Below are 18,285 nucleotides of genomic sequence, written 5' to 3'. Positions count from 1 at the left end.
AATAAGAGGCAGCAAAATGGATTTTGAAAGCAGAAGACAAAGAATTTTAGACAAGATGGAGGACAATTCTATAGCAATATTGTACTCAGGCATCGAGCACCATGTGAGTGCAGATGAGTATGATTTATTTACAGCACAGGCTAACCGTAATTTCTTCTATCTGACCGGACTTAGACGTGACAACATGGTCCTTGTCCTGGATAAATGTGTAGAGCCTGCTAAGACGATGCTCTTCATAGAGGAGGCAGACCCTACGATGGAGCGCTGGTACGGCAGAAAGGTGACTATGGAGGAAGCCGAGGAAATATCAGGAATTGATGAGATAGAATATATTTATGAGCTTGAGAGCACACTGGACAGGATAATGACGCGTGAGGATGTATACACAGCATATTTCGACACGTATCGTCATCAGAAAGTGGATTTGCCGGATTACAATGTGGTAAAAGCCAATGAATTTCGGACAGATTATCCGGGAGTTGCTGTGAAGAATCTTTTCCCGCTTGTGGCAGAGGAGCGTATGCAGAAGGATGAGGATGAGATTGAGCTGACCAAAAAGGCAATCGCTCTCACAAAGGACGGACTCTGCAATGTGATGGCTAATTTAAAGCCGGGCATGAAGGAATATCAGGCACAGGCAGATTTTGAATATATCATAAGACGCGGTGGGGCAGAGTGGACAGCTTTTCCTACAATTGCCGGAAGCGGAATGAATGGAACGATGCTTCACTATGACACAAATCGTGAGACGATGGAGGATGGAACACTGGTGCTTCTTGACCTTGGAGCCAGAATAGATGGCTACAATTCGGATATTACGAGAACATATCCGGTAAATGGCAGGTTCACCGAGCGCCAGAAACAGGTATATGATATTGTGCTTGCCGCAAACCGAAAGATTGTCGAGGTTGCAAAGCCGGGAATGACTACAAAGGAATTAAATGAAGTATGTAAGGATGTGCTTGCAGACGGGCTTATGAAGCTTGGACTGATAAAGAATTCGGTAGAGATTTCTAAGTATTACATGCATGGCGTGTCACACCATCTGGGAATTGATGTGCATGACGTGACAGTTGACTCAAACAGCAGGCTTCGTCCGGGGGCAATCATCAGTGATGAGCCGGGGCTGTATATAGATGAATGGGAAATTGGTATCAGGATTGAGGATGATGTACTTATCACCGAGGATGGTGCAGTGTGTCTGTCGGAGGATATCATCAGAACCACAGAGGATATAGAGGCCTACATGGCAGAGCACAAAAAGAATTAATCGTGATAAATGATAAATTTTGCGGTTTATAATATTTTTATGTGACATAATCTGATTTATGTATTATAGTAGTGCTAGTACATCGAATAATAAGTTTCTGATGCATTGTTATTTCTTATTTGGTGTACTATAGTATAGCAGTTATTTTTTATTGCTGTATGGGTGCAACGAAAATAATTCGTTCGACAGATGGAAGGAGAACAACTATGGTAAAGAAGATTAATAGCAGTGAATTTGAACAGGTTAAAAATAATAAGGCTATCATTGTTGATTTTTCGGCAGAGTGGTGCGGTCCATGCAAGATGCTTGCGCCGGTAATGGAGCAGCTTTCTGATGAAATCACAGATGTGGAGTTTTACAATATTGATGTGGACGAGAATCCTGATCTGGCAAGAGAGTATCGTATAATGAATATTCCGGCAGTTATTGCAATCAAGGGCGGTCAGGTTGCCGGTCAGCAGATTGGTCTTGTGTCTAAGGATGATATGAAAGGCTTTATAGAGGGAGTATTCTAAGAAGGAGTATTCAAAGAAGGAAATTCTTAAGAAGCGAGAATACACCTGCAGTGAGCTTTTGGGTGAATATGCATGGTGTGATTCTTAACAGTTACGATGAACAGTGAAAACCGGGCAGGATATCGTGCCCGGTTTTACATTTTTTACATTTAAATTAGTTCTCTCGGAAGATTTTTCCAAAGATGAATCTAACAAGTGGTCCGGCAACAAAGAGCTGCCAGAAGAAGGCCATTGGAAAGTTTCTTACGACGAGCTCACAGAATGTTGCAAATATCTGTGAACTAAAACCACCATTGAAAAGGATGGTAGCGATAAAGCTCATCATAGGACACATAAACCAGATTGAGAAGACTGAAATTGCAAGGATTATAGCAATAGGTCTGTCCTTTCCCGGTGTGACTATTTTGAAAGTGCATTTTTTGGCAAGTGGTCCGGTAATGAATGTATCGAGAATAAAACCGGCAACAATCATGATAGGAAATTCGCCTAATGCGGCCTTAAAAACAAAGTTCTTCATACCACCTGTTTCAAGGGCAATATTGTAGCATATCATGGCATAAACCATGACAAGCACCATCATGATGGTAAAAACTGTTTCCTGTAATCTGTTCTTTGGCATTTTTCTTAAATCCTCCTGTTATGTAAAATAAATATAGCTGTAACGAGTAGTTACAATAGGCTCTTGATAGCTGCGATAATTGAAAAAGACTTGAAGTGCATACAAGTTTTCATGCACGTAAAAGCGCAAAAAAATAGACAGAGGGAAACTTTCGTCTCGCTCTGTCTAAGCTGCAACTACCATTAATTGTCGATAGTTTATCACAGATAGAATACAAAAATCAATAGGAAGTTGGTACTATAGAAAATATGATAATAAAAGATATCGAATTTAAATTAAAAGACGGCAGAACTGCCATTTTGCGAAGTGCAAATGAAAAGGATGCCAAAGCTCTTATAGAGTACATGAAAAAGTCAACCGGTGAAACGGATTTCTTACTGAGGACACCGGAAGAATGTGAGACCCGGACCATCGAGCAGGAGATTGATTTCATAAATAGCTGCAATTTGTCGGATACACATACGCTGCTGGTTTGTGAAGCAGATGGAAAAATTGCCGGAAATTGCATGGTCTGGTGGAATAAACGCGCGAAAACCGGACACAGGGCAAATGTGGCAATCGGTTTGCTGAGCGAATTCTGGAATCAGGGGATCGGAACGAGAATGTTCCGGGAAATGATAAAAATAGCAGAAAGCAATCCGAATATATTGCAGATGGAATTGGATTTTATTGAGGGCAATAGCAGGGCGAGAGCACTTTATGAGAAGATGGGCTTCAGGATAACTGGCATCAAATTTAATTCTATCAGACAAAATGACGGAACCTTGTGCAATGAGTATTCAATGATAAGGGAAATTAGTAGATAAACAAACTTTTTATAAAAAGCCACAATATGTATTTTAGCGAGTACCAGAGAGTTTATACCTTGTAAACGTTTACTATTATGTTATACTGTAATCATTGCCGGGCATACTAATGTGTGAATGTGAACGGTAAACGGAAAAAGTAATAAGAACAGCAGGAGAAGGATTTTATGCTGTATCATAAATAAAAATGAGGTGAAAATCGTGCTTAAAGCAGAAAATTTAACTTTAAACGTAGATGATGAGGGCGGAAAGAAATGCCTTCTGAACAATATATCATTTCAGGTAGAGGACGGAGAAATGCTTGTCATCACCGGACCAAACGGAGGTGGAAAATCCACTCTGGCAAAGACCCTGATAGGTATTCAGACACCGGACAGCGGAAAGATTATACTTGACGGACAGGATATCACAGAGCTTGACATCAATCACAGGGCAAATGCGGGAATAGGCTTTGCATTCCAGCAGCCACCGAGATTTAAGGGAATGACAGTCATGAAGCTGCTCAAGCTCGCAGCAAAGGATGAGCTTTCAGACAAGGAGTGCTGCGACCTTCTCACCGCGGTAGGACTCTGTGCAAAGGATTACATTTACCGCCAGATTGACGGCACACTCTCAGGTGGAGAGATGAAGAGAATTGAGATTGCATCAGTGCTTGCCAAGGAGCATTCGCTTTGCATATTTGACGAGCCGGAGGCGGGAATCGATCTGTGGAGCTTTTCAATGCTCATACAGAAATTTGAGGAAATCCATACTGAGAAAAAGCAGAGCCTCATAGTGATTTCACATCAGGAGAAAATCATAAATATGGCAGACCGCATCATGATAATTGATGGCGGAGAAATCAAGAAAATCGGCACAAAGGACGAGGTGCTGCCTTATCTCAATGGTGTACAGAAATGTCACAAATGCGTAGAGAGACTGGAGGGAAGAGCATAATATGGTAAAGCTTGACAACGTAACAGAGGGCGTATTGGACGTCATAAATGATAATAAATTCAGTCAGACCGGTGCCTTTAATCTGCGTGAAAACGGCACATCAATCTGCCACGGAGACAGCGAGCACATCAAGATAAAGAAAAAGACGGACAAGCCCGGCATTGATATTTATATTGATGGAAAGACGGACGGAGAGGCTGTCTATATCCCTGTAGTACTCAGCAAATCAGGTATGACAGACCTTGTATACAATGATTTCTATGTGGAGGATGGCGCAGATGTAAGGATTGTGGCAGGCTGCGGAATCCACAACAGCGGCTGCAACGAGAGCAGACACGACGGCATCCATACCTTCCATGTAGGCAAAAATGCGAATGTACGATATGAGGAAAAGCACTACGGCGAGGGAAACGGAACAGGTGCGAGAGTGCTCAACCCTGTAACAAATATATTTGTGGGTGAGAATTCTGTTTTCACTCTCGATACAGCACAGATAAAGGGTGTTGATTCTACAGTCCGTGAGACCAATGTGGAGCTTGGAAAGGACGCAAAGCTCTATGTCACAGAGCGTCTCATGACAGATGGAGAGCAGAAGGCGGAGTCAAATATCGAGGTGCAGTTAAACGGAGAGGACAGCTCTGCACAGATTGTTTCCAGATCCGTAGGAAAAGGTAACTCAGTCCAGACCTTCCATCCGAATGCCATCGGCAACAGCAAATGCCAGGCTCATATCCAGTGTGATTCTATCATCATGGATCATGCAGAGGTCGGTTCAATCCCTGAAATCAGGGCAAAAAATATCGATGCGGCTATCATACATGAGGCAGCAATCGGCAGGATAAATGACGAGCAGCTTCTCAAGCTCCGTACACTCGGACTTACAGAGGAAGAGGCAGAGGAAGTTATCATACAGAATTTCTTAAACTAAATCAGGCGTAAATAGAAACCCCGGAGCGAGATATTGATATGCTATCAAAGCATACAATACGCTCCGGGGTTTATTTTATGTTACTGTTCATGCCTGACAGTGTGACCAGTAACTATTTTACAACGGCAACCGGTTACTACAAAAATGCAAATCAGCATAAATGGTTTATATGATACGAATTATTATTAACTGTAATCTTGACATAAACAGTAAACAACAGTAAAATGAAACCAAAACAGTAAACAACAGTAAAAGACAGTAAAACAAATTCAAAACAGTAAACAACAGTAAAAATGGGAGGCTGATATGCAAAATCCATTCACGCTTACATTTGGAAGAAGTCCACTAGAGTCGGTAGACCGTCCGGTACAGATTAATGAGATAATTGAGAATTTTACAGCGGATACAATAAATCAGCAGATGTTTATAATTACCGGTGTGCGAGGTTCAGGAAAAACAGTAATGATGACAGAAATTTCGCATAGGCTAAGAGAAAATGATGACTGGGTGGTTATAGAACTCAATCCGGCAACAGAGCTGCTGCCTGCAATGCTTTCAAAATTGAATAGTGATAATATATGTGCGGGACTTATAAAATCGGCAAAGCTCGATCTATCATTTTTCGGTTTTGGAGTATCTATAGAGGGGACACAGCCGATTACAGATGCAGAGACAGCTATTATAAAGATTTTGGAAAGGCTTAAAAAGAGTGGTAAGAGACTGCTTATTACGATAGATGAGATGACAAATAGTGAGTACATGAAGGTTTTTGCCGGAGCCTTTCAGATATTTGTAAGACAGGAGCTGCCTGTATTTCTATTAGGAACAGGATTGTATGAAAATATTGAGGAGCTTCAGAATGAGAAGAGTCTTACATTTTTGTACAGAGCACCTAAAATCCAGCTCAAACCATTAAATAACGCAGCAATAATCAATAAGTATAAAACTATTTTTAACATATCTCCAGAGAAAGCAGCACAGATGGCGGGGCTGACCAAAGGATATCCTTTTGCATTTCAGGTTTTAGGATATCTGACGTGGAACAATGGTGGCGATTACAATGGCATTTTGGGCGAGTATGAACAGTATCTGAGCGAATTTGTATATGACAAAATCTGGTCGGAGCTTTCTCAGAAGGATCGCATGGTTGCAAAGGGGATTGCAGATGTACAAAGCGGAAAAATAAAAGAAATCAGGGATGCAATTGGGATGGAGACAAACGAATTCAATCCGTATCGTAAGCGCCTTATAAAAAAGGGAATTGTATCGGGAGAGATACGGGGATATGTGTATTTTACGCTGCCGCTTTTTGAGGAATATGTGATTGAAAATTATTAAAATGAGCACAGGTTCAGCAGATTAAAATAAGGAGTCAAAATGAAAGCGTATTATCATCTACCGGGATTGTTTGAATTTTATGAATTATACAAAGAATTTCTCCCACTGTACCGCAAGCACCGGGAATATTTCTATGACTGGTGCGACATAGGCTCAATATACGGTGCACCGGCAGACTGCATATGGGGCGGAGGCCGCGTCGGTTTTGGTGAGCACGATTTGAAGGAAGTGCTTAAGCTGATGCAGGAATATGGGATATCCGCGAGACTTACCTTTAGCAATTCATTGCTTACTAAGGAGCATCTTCCTGACAAAAAATGTAACGAACTGTGCAGGATATTTGATATAGGCAGAGATAATGAGCGAAGCAGGGGCTTTGGAAACGGCATAATCATCTACTCAGATATTCTGCTTGATTACATAAAAGAAAACTACCCTGACTTTTATTTTGTGTCTTCAACCACAAAGGTTCTGACGGATTTCAGTGAATTTAAAAATGAGCTAAACAGAGAGGAATTTCGCTATGTAGTACCGGATTTCAGGTTGAACAAATCATTTGACAATCTGAAAGCACTATCACAGCATCAAAAGGAAAAAGTAGAATTTTTGTGCAATGAGTGCTGCTGGTTTGGCTGCACGGACAGGAAGAAATGCTACGAGACGGTTAGCCGCAAAAATCTGGGAGTGGATTGCCCGGAGCATTATTGCGTGGCGCCTGATTCGGGGCAGGGATATCTTTTTTCGAAGGCGATGGAAAATCCGGGATTTATAGGAGTATATGATATAAAGAACACTTATCTGCCGATGGGCTTTAGCAATTTTAAAATAGAGGGCAGAGGGCTTGGAAGTGCCATGATACTTGAATTTCTGCTTTATTATATGACGAAGCCACAGTATCAGATACATGTCAGAGAGCACATTTATCTCGATAATATGCTGGATTTATTTTGAAATATAAAAACTATACATTAACGACAACAGGAAGGATGATTCTCAAAAATGAATATTAGAAGAGCACACGAAAAAGACATACCAAGACTTATAGAATTGTTAGAGCAGGTGCTTCAGATCCATGCCGATATCAGACCGGATATTTTTATCCCGGGAACGACAAAATATACAAATGAAGAGCTTGCAGAAATGATAAAGGACGATACAAAGCCGATATATGTTGCGGCAGATGATGATGATATCTGCATGGGATATGCATTCTGCCAGATAAGACAGCAGCCGTTTTCCAACAATATGGTACCGTTTACATCGCTTTTCATAGATGATCTGTGTGTAGATGCAAAGACCAGAGGACAGCATATCGGAGAGCAGCTTTTTGAATATGTCAAGAATGAGGCAAAGCATCTCGGCTGCTACGAGGTCACGCTCAATGTATGGAGCGGAAACACATCTGCTGAGAAATTTTATGAGAAGATGGGGCTTAAGACAAAGGAACGCCAGATGGAGTATATTTTAATGTAAAATGTATGTTGACAAACACAAAAAGGAGTGATAAACTCTAAACAAATTTAGCGAGATAAAGTATTAAATCGTTAAAGAAGTGAAAACAGTTTAAACTGTTTCGACAATTAAATAAATTGTAAACCGTTGAAGCGGAGATAACGGCAATGATGCCTTTACAGAGAGCCTGTGGTGCTGAGAATCAGGTGTGAAACAAGTTGTCAAATGGACCGCTGAGGGCGCAGTCAAATGGATTTATCATTCATCCAGAGTATTCTGCGACGTGTGGGCATACGTCATTTGCCCGGGATATGTTGGTATCCTGCCAAGCGCACGAGCTTTATCGTGAATTCAAGGTGGCACCGCGGATAGTTAAGATTATTCGTCCTTGACAGAACTAAAATTCTGTCAAGGGCGTTTTTTAGTGAACAAAGAGGGACAATGGAGTTTGCAAGTCTGCATGCTCGCATGCAAGCTTGCGAACGAACATTGGACTGCACAACATAAAGCGAGAATTGTAGCAGCGCAAGCTGCGGAGAAGCCTTGAAAAGGCGAATTCGAGCTGTATGTTGGGCATTTGTTCACACAAACACAAAATTTGGAGGTAAGCATATGAAAATTTCACCTACACTGACCGAAGTTAAAGAAATAGCAAAAACCGGGAAGTATGACATTCTCCCTGTAAGCTGTGAGATATTATCAGATTTTATCACACCTATAGAGGCTATGAGGATTCTGCAGAATGTTTCAACACATTGTTATCTGCTTGAATCAGCACAAGCCAATGAAGCCTGGGGAAGATATACATTTTTGGGATATGATCCAAAGCTTGAGATTAACTGTATAGATGGTCACATGAAGCTTGGAAAGCTTTCGGTGGAGACGGAAAATCCTTCAGAGTACATCAGACAGATTCTTTCAGAGTACAAGAGTCCGAAATTTGATTATCTGCCTTCTTTTACAGGTGGCCTTGTGGGTTATTTTTCGTATGATTATCTGGGCTACAAGGAGAAAAGCATCAGAGGAAAAGCAAGGGACACGGAGGATTTCAAGGATGTTGATCTGATGCTTTTTGATAAGGTAATAGCATTTGACAATCTGTGCCAAAAGATAATACTAATCGCAAATATGTCACTTGATGCTCCGGAAACAGGCTACAACAAAGCGATTGTTGAGCTAAAGCAGCTTAGGGAGCTTCTGATGCACGGAGAGAAAAAACAGAATATGGGTGGCAAGCTGCTGGGTGAGGTCACACCGCTTTTTGATAAGGAGCAGTATTGTGAGATGGTCGAGAAGGCAAAGCACCATATCAAAGAGGGGGATATTTTCCAGATAGTTTTATCCAACAGATTGAGCGCACCGTTTGAGGGAAGCCTTTTTGATACCTACCGCGTGCTTCGAACGATAAATCCTTCGCCGTACATGTTTTATTTTTCGGGAACCGATGTGGAGGTTGCGGGAGCATCTCCGGAGACACTTGTGAAGCTTGAAAATGGAGTGCTTCACACATTCCCGCTGGCAGGCACGAGGCCGAGAGGTGCCACAGCAGAGGAGGACAAAAAGCTTGAGGAAGGGCTGCTTAAGGACGAAAAAGAGCTCGCAGAGCACAATATGCTCGTGGACCTAGGAAGAAATGACCTCGGAAAGGTAAGTAAATTCGGAACTGTAAAAGTAGAAAAGCTTCATTCCATAGAGAGATATTCACATGTGATGCATATAGGCTCGACAGTGCGTGGAGAGATAAGAGAAGAGTACGACGCACTCGATGCAATAGAGGCAGTGCTCCCGGCAGGAACACTTTCAGGAGCACCAAAGATCAGAGCGTGCCAGCTTATCGGAGAGCTTGAGGACAACAAGCGAGGCATTTACGGAGGGGCGATCGGATATATAGATTTTACAGGAAACATGGACACATGTATTGCAATCCGCATTGCCTACAAGAAAAACGGCAAGGTTTTCGTGAGAAGCGGAGCGGGAATAGTTGCGGATTCAGATCCTGAGAAGGAATTTCAGGAGTGCATAAACAAGGCAAAGGCTTCTCTTAAGGCACTGGAAGTCTCACAGGAGGTGGAAGAATGATTTTACTGATTGATAACTACGACAGCTTTTCCTACAATCTGTATCAGCTAATCGGCGAGATAGAGCCTGATATCAGAGTAATCAGAAATGATGAGATGACAGTTGAAGAGATTAGGGCTTTAAAGCCTGATCGCATCATATTATCACCGGGACCGGGAAGGCCTGAGGATGCGGGCGTGATAATAGCTGTGGCAAAGGAGCTTGGAAAGGAAATCCCAATCCTTGGTGTGTGCCTCGGACATCAGGCGATATGCGCAGCATATGGTGCGACAGTCACATATGCAAAGGAGCTCATGCACGGAAAGCAATCGGATGTATCGTTTGACACAGAAAGCCTTTTATTCAAGGGTTGCCCGAAAAAAGCAAAGGTAGCACGTTACCATTCACTTGCTGCAGATGCGGACACGATGCCTGATTGCCTAAAGATTACAGCCACTACAGATGATGGTGAGATCATGGCTGTTGAGCACAAGGAATATCCGATATACGGAGTGCAGTTTCACCCGGAGTCAATCATGACACCGGACGGAAAGCAGATGCTTAGTAATTTTATCAAAGCTTAATTGAAAATTGCAGCGTTTAATGAATTTATATATTAGTTGTTGAATTGAAAACAAATAGCAGAACAAAATCATAAACAAAATTATAAACGAAATATCATCGGAATACAGGAGGACATAATCATGATCAAAGAAGCCATAGTAAAAATCGTAAACAAAGAAGACCTCACATATGATGAGGCATATGCAGTGATGAATGAGATCATGGGCGGTGAGACAACATCAACCCAGAATGCAGCGTTTCTTGCAGCTCTTTCAACAAAGAGTGCAAAGGCTGAGACAACAGACGAAATCGCAGGCTGTGCAGCGGCCATGAGAGAGCATGCGGTACAGGTGAAAACAGGTATGGATGTGTTCGAAATCGTAGGAACAGGCGGAGACAATGCACAGAGCTTCAACATTTCAACAACCTCAGCACTTGTTGCAGCAGCAGGCGGCATGAAGGTGGCAAAGCACGGAAACAGGGCAGCCTCTTCATTATGCGGCACAGCAGACTGCCTTGAGGCGCTCGGTGTCAACATAGACCAGAGCCCTGAGAAATGTGTAGAGCTTTTAAATAAAGTCGGCATGTGCTTCTTCTTTGCACAGAAATATCACACATCAATGAAATATGTCGGACCTATCAGAAAAGAGCTTGGTTTTAGAACCGTATTCAATATTTTAGGACCGCTCACAAATCCGGGTTCACCGGCCATGCAGCTTCTCGGAGTGTATGATGAGTACCTTGTAGAGCCGCTTGCACAGGTGCTTGTAAGCCTCGGAGTAAAGCGTGGAATGGTAGTATATGGCATGGATAAGCTCGATGAGATTTCCATGAGCGCATCGACCAAGATATGCGAGATAAAGGACGGATGGTTCAGAACCACAGTAATTTCACCGGAGGATTTCGGCTTTGAGCGCTGTACAAAGGAGGATTTAAAAGGCGGTACACCTGAGGAAAATGCGAAAATTGTACGTGATATCTTAGGCGGACAGAAGGGACATAAGAGAAATGCAGTACTCATGAACGCAGGCGCATCACTTTATATAGGAGGAAAGGCCGACAGCATGAAAGAGGGTATCGAGCTAGCAGCTGAAATCATTGATTCAGGAAAAGCACTTGAAACACTCGATAAGCTCATTGATGTAAGCAACAGCTAAGCACACAAAACAGGAAAGGAAAAGCGATGAATATTTTAGATCAGCTAGCAGAATATTCAAGGCTTCGCGTGGCAGAGGACAAGAAAAAAATAAGCCTTGAGGAAATGAAAAATATCGCGATTCAGATGAAAAACGAAAAGCTTTGTGATTTTGCATTTGAAAAAACACTCAAAAAGGATGGCTTGAGCTTCATATGCGAGTGCAAGAAGGCTTCACCGTCAAAGGGGCTTATAGAGCCGGATTTCAGATATCTTGAAATTGCAAGGGAATACGAGGCGGCAGGTGCGGATTGCATCTCGGTACTGACAGAGCCGAAGTGGTTTTTAGGCTCGGATGAGTATCTTAAGGAGATTGCAAAAACGGTTTCGATTCCGTGCATCCGAAAAGATTTTACGGTTAATGAATATCAGATATATCAGGCAAAGACACTCGGTGCCGCTGCGGTGCTTTTAATCTGCTCCATACTGTCAGAGGAACAGCTTGGTGAATATATAAAAATCTGTGACAGTCTTGGCATAAGCGCCCTTGTGGAGATACACGATGAAAAAGAGGCAGGGATGGCGGTAAGAGCCGGTGCCAGAATAATAGGTGTCAACAACCGCAATCTGAAGGATTTTACAGTTGATACAGCTAACAGCAGAAAGCTTCGTGACCTGATTCCCGATGACATCATATTTGTATCGGAAAGCGGTGTAAAGAGCACAGACGATATCAGGGCAATACGTGAAATCGGAGCTGACGCAGTGCTTATCGGAGAGACGCTGATGAGAGCGGACGACAAAAAGGCTAAGCTTGATGAATTGCGATTAAGCTAATAGAGATATATAAGTATCTTCATGGTTTTAAGAATATCTGTAACTATTCAGTACAGAAAACAAAATATTTACAAATATACATCAGAAGGGAAAACATCATGACAAATCCAAACGGAAGATTTGGTATTCACGGAGGACAGTACATTCCTGAAACCCTCATGAATGCCGTTAAAGAATTAGAAGAAGCATACAATTATTACAAAAACGATCCTGAATTTAACAGAGAGCTCACAGAGCTTCTCAACGATTATGCAGGAAGACCATCGAGACTGTACTACGCAGAAAAGATGACAAAGGATCTCGGTGGAGCAAAAATATACCTTAAAAGAGAGGATTTAAACCATACAGGAGCCCACAAGATCAACAACGTATTAGGTCAGGCACTTCTTGCAAAGAAAATGGGCAAAACCCGCCTGATAGCTGAGACCGGAGCCGGTCAGCACGGTGTGGCAACAGCAACGGCCGCAGCCCTTATGGGTATGGAATGCGTTGTATTCATGGGCGAGGAGGACACAAAGCGTCAGGCGCTCAATGTATACCGCATGCGTCTGCTCGGAGCAGAGGTTATCCCGGTTACATCAGGTACAGCCACATTAAAGGATGCCGTATCGGAGGCAATGAGAGAGTGGACCAAGAGAATTTCGGACACACATTACTGCCTGGGCTCAGTTATGGGACCACATCCGTTCCCTACCATCGTAAGAGATTTCCAGGCGGTCATCTCAAAGGAAATCAAGGAGCAGATGCTTGAAAAGGAGCACAGACTGCCTGATGCGGTTATCGCATGTGTGGGCGGCGGCTCAAATGCCATTGGAAGCTTTTACAACTTCATAGAGGATGAGGGAGTTGAGCTCATCGGCTGCGAGGCAGCAGGAAGGGGAATAGATACATTTGAGACTGCAGCCACAGTAAATACAGGCCGTCTTGGTATCTTCCACGGCATGAAGTCATATTTCTGTCAGGATAAATATGGACAGATTGCTCCGGTTTATTCAATTTCTGCAGGACTTGACTATCCGGGAGTCGGACCGGAGCACGCATATCTGCACGATATCGGAAGAGCAAAATATGTACCGGTAACAGATGATGAAGCGGTAAATGCTTTTGAATACCTCGCAAAGACAGAGGGAATCATCCCTGCAATCGAGTCCTCACATGCAGTGGCATATGCCATGAAGCTGGCGCCTACAATGGACAAGGACAAGATAATCGTTGTTACTGTTTCAGGCAGAGGCGACAAGGACTGCGCGGCAATAGCAAGATACAGAGGGGAGAATATTTATGAATAAGATAAGAAGTGCGTTTGAAAACGGCAAGGCGTTTATACCATTTATCACCTGTGGTGATCCAAATTTAGAGACAACTGAAAAAATCGTAAGAGAAGCAGTTGCAAACGGAGCAGACCTTATAGAGCTGGGAATTCCATTCTCTGATCCTACAGCAGAGGGACCTGTAATCCAGGGCGCCAACATAAAGGCACTTGCAGCCGGAGTTACAACAGACAAGGTTTTTGACCTTGTGAGAGATCTGAGAAAAGATGTCACAATTCCTATGGTTTTCATGACATATGCAAACGTGGTTTACTCTTACGGCGCAGAAAAGTTTATCAGTACATGTAAGGAAATAGGCATTGACGGACTCATTCTGCCGGATATCCCATATGAGGAAAAGGAAGAGTTTTTACCACTCTGCGAGAAATATGATGTGGACCTTATTTCATTTATCGCACCTACATCAAAGGATCGCATTGCGATGATAGCAAAGGAGGCAACCGGCTTCATCTATGTGATTTCAAGCCTCGGAGTCACCGGTACAAGAAGCGAGATTAAGACAGATCTGGCTTCAATAGTCAAGGTAATCAGAGAAAACACAGATGTGCCATGTGCTATCGGTTTTGGCATTTCAACACCCAAGCAGGCAAAGAAGATGGCAGATATCTCGGATGGTGCCATTGTGGGCTCTGCCATCATCAAGATAATCGATGAGTATGGTGAGGCTTCACCAAAGTATGTCGGTGAGTATGTTAAAGCAATGAAGGATGCACTGTAGAGGCATTGTATTTTTATGTATGTAAAGGAGATTTTCTAAGGAAATTTAAAATAATATTATAAAATCAGAAAAAATGACTTTTATACCCATATTTCAAAAATAAAATTTATGAAATATGGGTATAAAACTTGAAAAACGAATATATTAATTATATAATAAGTGCAAATAAGACAGTTCAGAGGGAGGAATATCAGGATGCTGTGTCAATTTTCTTTTAAAAACTTTAAATCATATAAAGAAACAACAACATTCGATTTTCAGGCAACATCTATTCCGGAATTTTCAGAATCGTTGTTAAAAAGCGAGAAAGCAGATGCACTTCTTCCCGTAGGGGTTATATATGGTCCGAATGGTGGGGGAAAAACCAATCTGTTACTAGCTCTTTCATGTTTGATTTCTACAGTGGTTAAGCCGATATATGAATTGGAGAAGGCAAGAGAAAAGATTATTATTCAGCAGAAGATAAGTGCGGCACCATTCTATTTTAATGAAATATCTAGGAAAATGCCGACAGAATTTGAAGTGTATTTCCGACAGGGAAAAAATGAATACAGGTACAACTTATCAATATGCGGGGATGACATTGTTGAAGAATCTCTGTATTGGAAAGCCATTGGTGGAAAGAGAACGGGTATGGTTTTTGATAGGGAAGGTGCTGAAATTACATTGGGTGCAAGCATCAATAAAGCGAGTATTAACCGCTCGGTAAACCCCAAGATGCCATATTTATCTTTTCTGGCAATCAACTATGATATACCGGTAATTGTGGAAGTTCAGAAGTGGTTTGAATCATGCATTGTCAAAAACTATGCAAATCCGATTGCAGACAGACAAATAATGTTTTCTGATGATGAATCATATCGAAAGAGAATTGTTCGTGCACTAAATGATGTTGATATTGATGTATCAGGTTATCGGTATGATGAAGAAAATCATGAACTGTATACGCAGCGTATGATAGAGGGAAAGATTTATGAATTAAGTTTTAATGATGAGTCAGATGGAACAAAGAAAATGATCGCGGCATTACCTGTGATTTTGTTAGCACTGCAAGAAGGTCGGCTGGTGATTATTGATGAATTGGATGCAAAATTGCATCCTAAACTGCTTCGTTATGTAATTTCATTGTTTAAGAATAAGAATGTAAACAAAAAGGGAGCGCAGTTACTCTTTACTTCCCATGATATGACAACAATGAAAAATACAGTTTTCAGACGGGATGAAATATGGTTTGCGGCAGAAAATGAAAGGCACGAAAGTGAAATATATTCCCTATATGAAATCAGAAGAGAAAACAATGAACGAGTAAATAGTACTGCAGCCTATGATAAACAATATCTGGAAGGGCGTTATGGTGCAGATCCATATCTGACAAATATGCTGGCAGGAGGAGAATGGCTATGAGTTTAAAACCTTTCATGGATTTTGCAATAACAAATGCTGAACGCTTGGATGCAATGAATGAAGGAAAAACTCCTGCAAGTTCAGCTCCAGGCACAAAAGTACATGAATTGATTAAACACTTGAGACCATATTTAAAAATCGGATAGGATAGGAAGAAGGAACCAGTAAAATGATGCAGGAAAACGAAAGATTAGAAAAACAGCTTGATTTCATCAGAGAAATCGACAAGGAAAAGGAGATATTCCGCCAGACTTATTTAGCTGATGCCAGCCGCAAGGAAAATGATGCGGAGCATGCCTGGCATATGGCTATCATGACCATGCTCTTGAGTGAGTATGCCAATGAGAAGATAGACGTGCTAAAGACAGTAGGAATGCTTTTGATACACGACATAGTAGAGATTGACGCAGGAGACACATATGCCTATGATGAGGCAGGCAAGGCCACACAGCATGAGCGTGAGCAGAAGGCGGCGGAGCGTATATACGGACTCTTGCCAAAGGAACAGGGCGAGCCGCTTTTAGAGCTGTGGGAGGAATTTGAGGCGCAGCAGACACCGGAAGCCAGATTTGCCCGCACCATGGACAATATTCAGCCAATGCTCCTAAACGATGCATCGGACGGGCTTTCATGGCGTGAGCACAGTGTAAAGCTGTCGCAGATACTCGGCAGAAATAAGCGCACAGCACTTGGCTCAGAGAAAATATGGGATTATGCGTTTAACAATATACTGAAAAAGCATGTTGAGAGCGGAAATATCATAGACGATGAGGGCGTCTTCTCTGCGGAAGCCGGTGCGTGTGTAAAAGCCAGCGAGCGTAATGGACGGTAATAATGATTTACTGAAAAATCCTTTGAAAAATCACGTATAATTCTATTGTAGACAGTCGTCTTGTATGATATACTTTACTGGATTAAATCGGTGAACTATAAATGAAATGTAATTATTCAAGGCTGCTTAAATAGTTACCTGACAAGTATATTGAGCTTCATCGAAATCCACAGAATAAAACACACGGAGGAATCAAAATGAATATTGTATGCTTAGACCTTGAGGGAGTATTGGTACCTGAAATCTGGATTGCATTTGCAAAGGAGACAGGCATTCCTGAGCTTGAGAAGACAACAAGAGATGAGCCGGATTATGATAAGCTCATGAACTATAGAATAAATATTTTAAAGGAGCACGGACTCGGATTAAAAGAAATCCAGGAGACAATCGCAAAGATAGATCCAATGCCTGGCGCAAAGGAATTCTTGGATGAGCTTCGTTCAATCACACAGGTAATCATCATCAGTGATACATTTTCACAGTTTGCAGGCCCGCTCATGAAGAAGCTCGGCTGGCCGACAATCTTTTGTAACGAGCTTGAGGTTGCTGAAGATGGCGAGATTACAGGCTTTAGAATGAGATGTGAGCAGTCAAAGCTTACAACTGTAAAGGCATTGCAGTCTATCGGATACGATACCATCGCAAGCGGTGACAGCCACAATGATTTAGGCATGATACAGGCCAGCAAGGCAGGTTTCCTTTTCAGAAGCACAGATGCCATCAAGAAGGACTACCCTGAGCTTCCTGCATATGAGACATATGATGAGCTGCTTGCGGCGATTAAAGCAGCATTATAATCATAAATATAGTTGAAAAAAGCTTCCCACATGATATTTTAGAGTGGACACATCCACCTGTACATGTGGGAAGTTTCTATATATTTATGTCATGCAAAATCATATGAAAGAAGGTAGATGCAGATGTATACGGTAACACACATATATGAGGCTGATTTTGGCTGTGAGGAAAGAGCAGACGGCGCAAAAGCAAAATGCGTGGTTTATCTCGAGGATGAAAACGGCAGACAGCGTCATGTAGAGGTTGAGGATGAATGGCTTACGGCAAATGGGATAAAAGAGGGAAGCAGCTGGAAAGAAAATATCACAGATGAAGCCTGAATCATAAACTATGAGATTAATTATGTGATTAGAGTATGTGAATAAATTTTGTGTAGATGCACATTGTGTATTGACAACAGTACAAAAGGTGCTATAATAAAATCAACATATGAACAATCATTCATATGTTCAATAAAAACGTACAGTAAAACAAATAATTCATGAAAATAAGGAGAACACCACTATGAAGAAGACTTACAAAATCGATGTAGACTGCGCTAACTGCGCCAACAAGATGGAGGATGCCGCAAAGAATACAGCAGGTGTAAAGGATGCTACAGTCAATTTCATGACACTCAAGATGAGCGTTGAGTTTGAAGAGGGACAGGATGCAAAGGCGGTTATGCAGGAGGTTCTTAAGAACTGTAAAAAGGTAGAGGACGACTGCGAGATTTTCTTATAAATTGCCGGGCGCAGGAATGAC

21 protein-coding genes are annotated in these 18,285 nt (G+C 42.0%); 20 read left to right on the top strand and 1 reads right to left on the bottom strand.

The window, feature by feature from the left end; genetic code table 11:
- The first annotated feature begins 16 nt into the window (after window positions 1-16).
- Both EUBREC_RS13445 and trxA read left to right on the top strand, forming a co-directional pair.
- The gene (locus EUBREC_RS13445; protein ID WP_012743747.1) at window positions 17-1,270 is read left to right on the top strand and encodes an aminopeptidase P N-terminal domain-containing protein; all 1,254 of its coding nucleotides are present in this window, start codon (window positions 17-19) and stop codon (window positions 1,268-1,270) included.
- Window positions 1,271-1,476: 206 nt separating this feature from the next.
- A complete protein-coding gene (trxA, locus tag EUBREC_RS13440) occupies window positions 1,477-1,785 on the top strand; it encodes a thioredoxin (RefSeq protein ID WP_041254235.1) in 309 nt (102 codons plus the stop codon).
- Between the two features lie 154 nt (window positions 1,786-1,939).
- Here the strand turns inward: trxA and EUBREC_RS13435 are convergent, their stop codons facing one another.
- The gene (locus tag EUBREC_RS13435) at window positions 1,940-2,404 is read right to left on the bottom strand and encodes a DUF2798 domain-containing protein (protein ID WP_012743745.1); all 465 of its coding nucleotides are present in this window, start codon (window positions 2,402-2,404) and stop codon (window positions 1,940-1,942) included.
- 248 nt (window positions 2,405-2,652) lie between these two features.
- Here EUBREC_RS13435 and EUBREC_RS13430 point away from each other — a divergent pair, with 248 nt between their 5' ends.
- From EUBREC_RS13430 to EUBREC_RS13350, 18 genes are all read left to right on the top strand, one after another.
- Window positions 2,653-3,210, top strand: a complete 558-nt coding sequence (locus EUBREC_RS13430) for a GNAT family N-acetyltransferase (RefSeq protein ID WP_012743744.1) — start codon at window positions 2,653-2,655, stop codon at window positions 3,208-3,210.
- A 201-nt stretch (window positions 3,211-3,411) separates the two neighbouring features.
- Complete coding sequence (locus EUBREC_RS13425; RefSeq protein WP_041254674.1) at window positions 3,412-4,146, top strand: ABC transporter ATP-binding protein; 735 nt, start codon at window positions 3,412-3,414, stop codon at window positions 4,144-4,146.
- Window position 4,147: 1 nt separating this feature from the next.
- Entirely contained in the window at window positions 4,148-5,074 is a 927-nt protein-coding gene (locus EUBREC_RS13420; protein ID WP_012743742.1) for a SufB/SufD family protein, read from the top strand.
- Between the two features lie 306 nt (window positions 5,075-5,380).
- On the top strand, window positions 5,381-6,412 hold the full coding sequence (locus EUBREC_RS13415; RefSeq protein ID WP_012743740.1) for an ATP-binding protein: 1,032 nt from the start codon (window positions 5,381-5,383) through the stop codon (window positions 6,410-6,412).
- Between the two features lie 39 nt (window positions 6,413-6,451).
- Entirely contained in the window at window positions 6,452-7,363 is a 912-nt protein-coding gene (locus EUBREC_RS13410) for a C2H2-type zinc finger protein (RefSeq protein ID WP_012743739.1), read from the top strand.
- A gap of 48 nt (window positions 7,364-7,411) precedes the next feature.
- Complete coding sequence (locus tag EUBREC_RS13405; RefSeq protein WP_012743738.1) at window positions 7,412-7,885, top strand: GNAT family N-acetyltransferase; 474 nt, start codon at window positions 7,412-7,414, stop codon at window positions 7,883-7,885.
- A gap of 591 nt (window positions 7,886-8,476) precedes the next feature.
- The gene (trpE, locus tag EUBREC_RS13400) at window positions 8,477-9,943 is read left to right on the top strand and encodes an anthranilate synthase component I (RefSeq protein ID WP_041254233.1); all 1,467 of its coding nucleotides are present in this window, start codon (window positions 8,477-8,479) and stop codon (window positions 9,941-9,943) included.
- Window positions 9,940-10,506: an anthranilate synthase component II gene (locus EUBREC_RS13395; protein ID WP_012743734.1), complete on the top strand. Its 567-nt coding sequence runs from the start codon at window positions 9,940-9,942 to the stop codon at window positions 10,504-10,506. Before trpE ends, EUBREC_RS13395 begins: the two co-directional genes overlap by 4 nt.
- A 120-nt stretch (window positions 10,507-10,626) precedes the next feature.
- On the top strand, window positions 10,627-11,643 hold the full coding sequence (gene trpD, locus EUBREC_RS13390) for an anthranilate phosphoribosyltransferase (RefSeq protein WP_012743733.1): 1,017 nt from the start codon (window positions 10,627-10,629) through the stop codon (window positions 11,641-11,643).
- Between the two features lie 26 nt (window positions 11,644-11,669).
- Complete coding sequence (gene trpC / locus EUBREC_RS13385; RefSeq protein ID WP_012743732.1) at window positions 11,670-12,458, top strand: indole-3-glycerol phosphate synthase TrpC; 789 nt, start codon at window positions 11,670-11,672, stop codon at window positions 12,456-12,458.
- Between the two features lie 98 nt (window positions 12,459-12,556).
- Window positions 12,557-13,747, top strand: a complete 1,191-nt coding sequence (gene trpB / locus EUBREC_RS13380) for a tryptophan synthase subunit beta (RefSeq protein WP_012743731.1) — start codon at window positions 12,557-12,559, stop codon at window positions 13,745-13,747.
- Window positions 13,740-14,507: a tryptophan synthase subunit alpha gene (gene trpA, locus EUBREC_RS13375; protein WP_012743730.1), complete on the top strand. Its 768-nt coding sequence runs from the start codon at window positions 13,740-13,742 to the stop codon at window positions 14,505-14,507. The genes trpB and trpA overlap by 8 nt, the downstream gene beginning before the upstream one ends.
- A gap of 195 nt (window positions 14,508-14,702) precedes the next feature.
- The gene (locus tag EUBREC_RS13370; protein ID WP_012743729.1) at window positions 14,703-15,911 is read left to right on the top strand and encodes an AAA family ATPase; all 1,209 of its coding nucleotides are present in this window, start codon (window positions 14,703-14,705) and stop codon (window positions 15,909-15,911) included.
- A complete protein-coding gene (locus tag EUBREC_RS17540; protein ID WP_015568449.1) occupies window positions 15,908-16,057 on the top strand; it encodes a hypothetical protein in 150 nt (49 codons plus the stop codon). The genes EUBREC_RS13370 and EUBREC_RS17540 overlap by 4 nt, the downstream gene beginning before the upstream one ends.
- Window positions 16,058-16,080: 23 nt before the next feature.
- Complete coding sequence (locus EUBREC_RS13365) at window positions 16,081-16,743, top strand: HD domain-containing protein (RefSeq protein WP_012743727.1); 663 nt, start codon at window positions 16,081-16,083, stop codon at window positions 16,741-16,743.
- Between the two features lie 197 nt (window positions 16,744-16,940).
- Entirely contained in the window at window positions 16,941-17,540 is a 600-nt protein-coding gene (gene thrH / locus EUBREC_RS13360; RefSeq protein WP_012743726.1) for a bifunctional phosphoserine phosphatase/homoserine phosphotransferase ThrH, read from the top strand.
- Between the two features lie 123 nt (window positions 17,541-17,663).
- Window positions 17,664-17,861: a hypothetical protein gene (locus EUBREC_RS13355; RefSeq protein WP_022292971.1), complete on the top strand. Its 198-nt coding sequence runs from the start codon at window positions 17,664-17,666 to the stop codon at window positions 17,859-17,861.
- 184 nt (window positions 17,862-18,045) lie between these two features.
- Window positions 18,046-18,264 carry a cation transporter gene (locus EUBREC_RS13350; RefSeq protein WP_012743724.1) on the top strand — a complete coding sequence of 73 codons (219 nt, stop codon included), beginning with the start codon at window positions 18,046-18,048 and terminating at the stop codon, window positions 18,262-18,264.
- Window positions 18,265-18,285 lie beyond the last annotated feature (21 nt).

Source organism: Agathobacter rectalis ATCC 33656 (genome assembly GCF_000020605.1).
Taxonomy (GTDB): Bacteria; Bacillota; Clostridia; order Lachnospirales; family Lachnospiraceae; genus Roseburia; species Roseburia rectalis.
The sequence above is the reverse complement of the archived record's forward strand: the minus strand, read 5'-3'. Positions and strand labels throughout refer to the sequence as shown.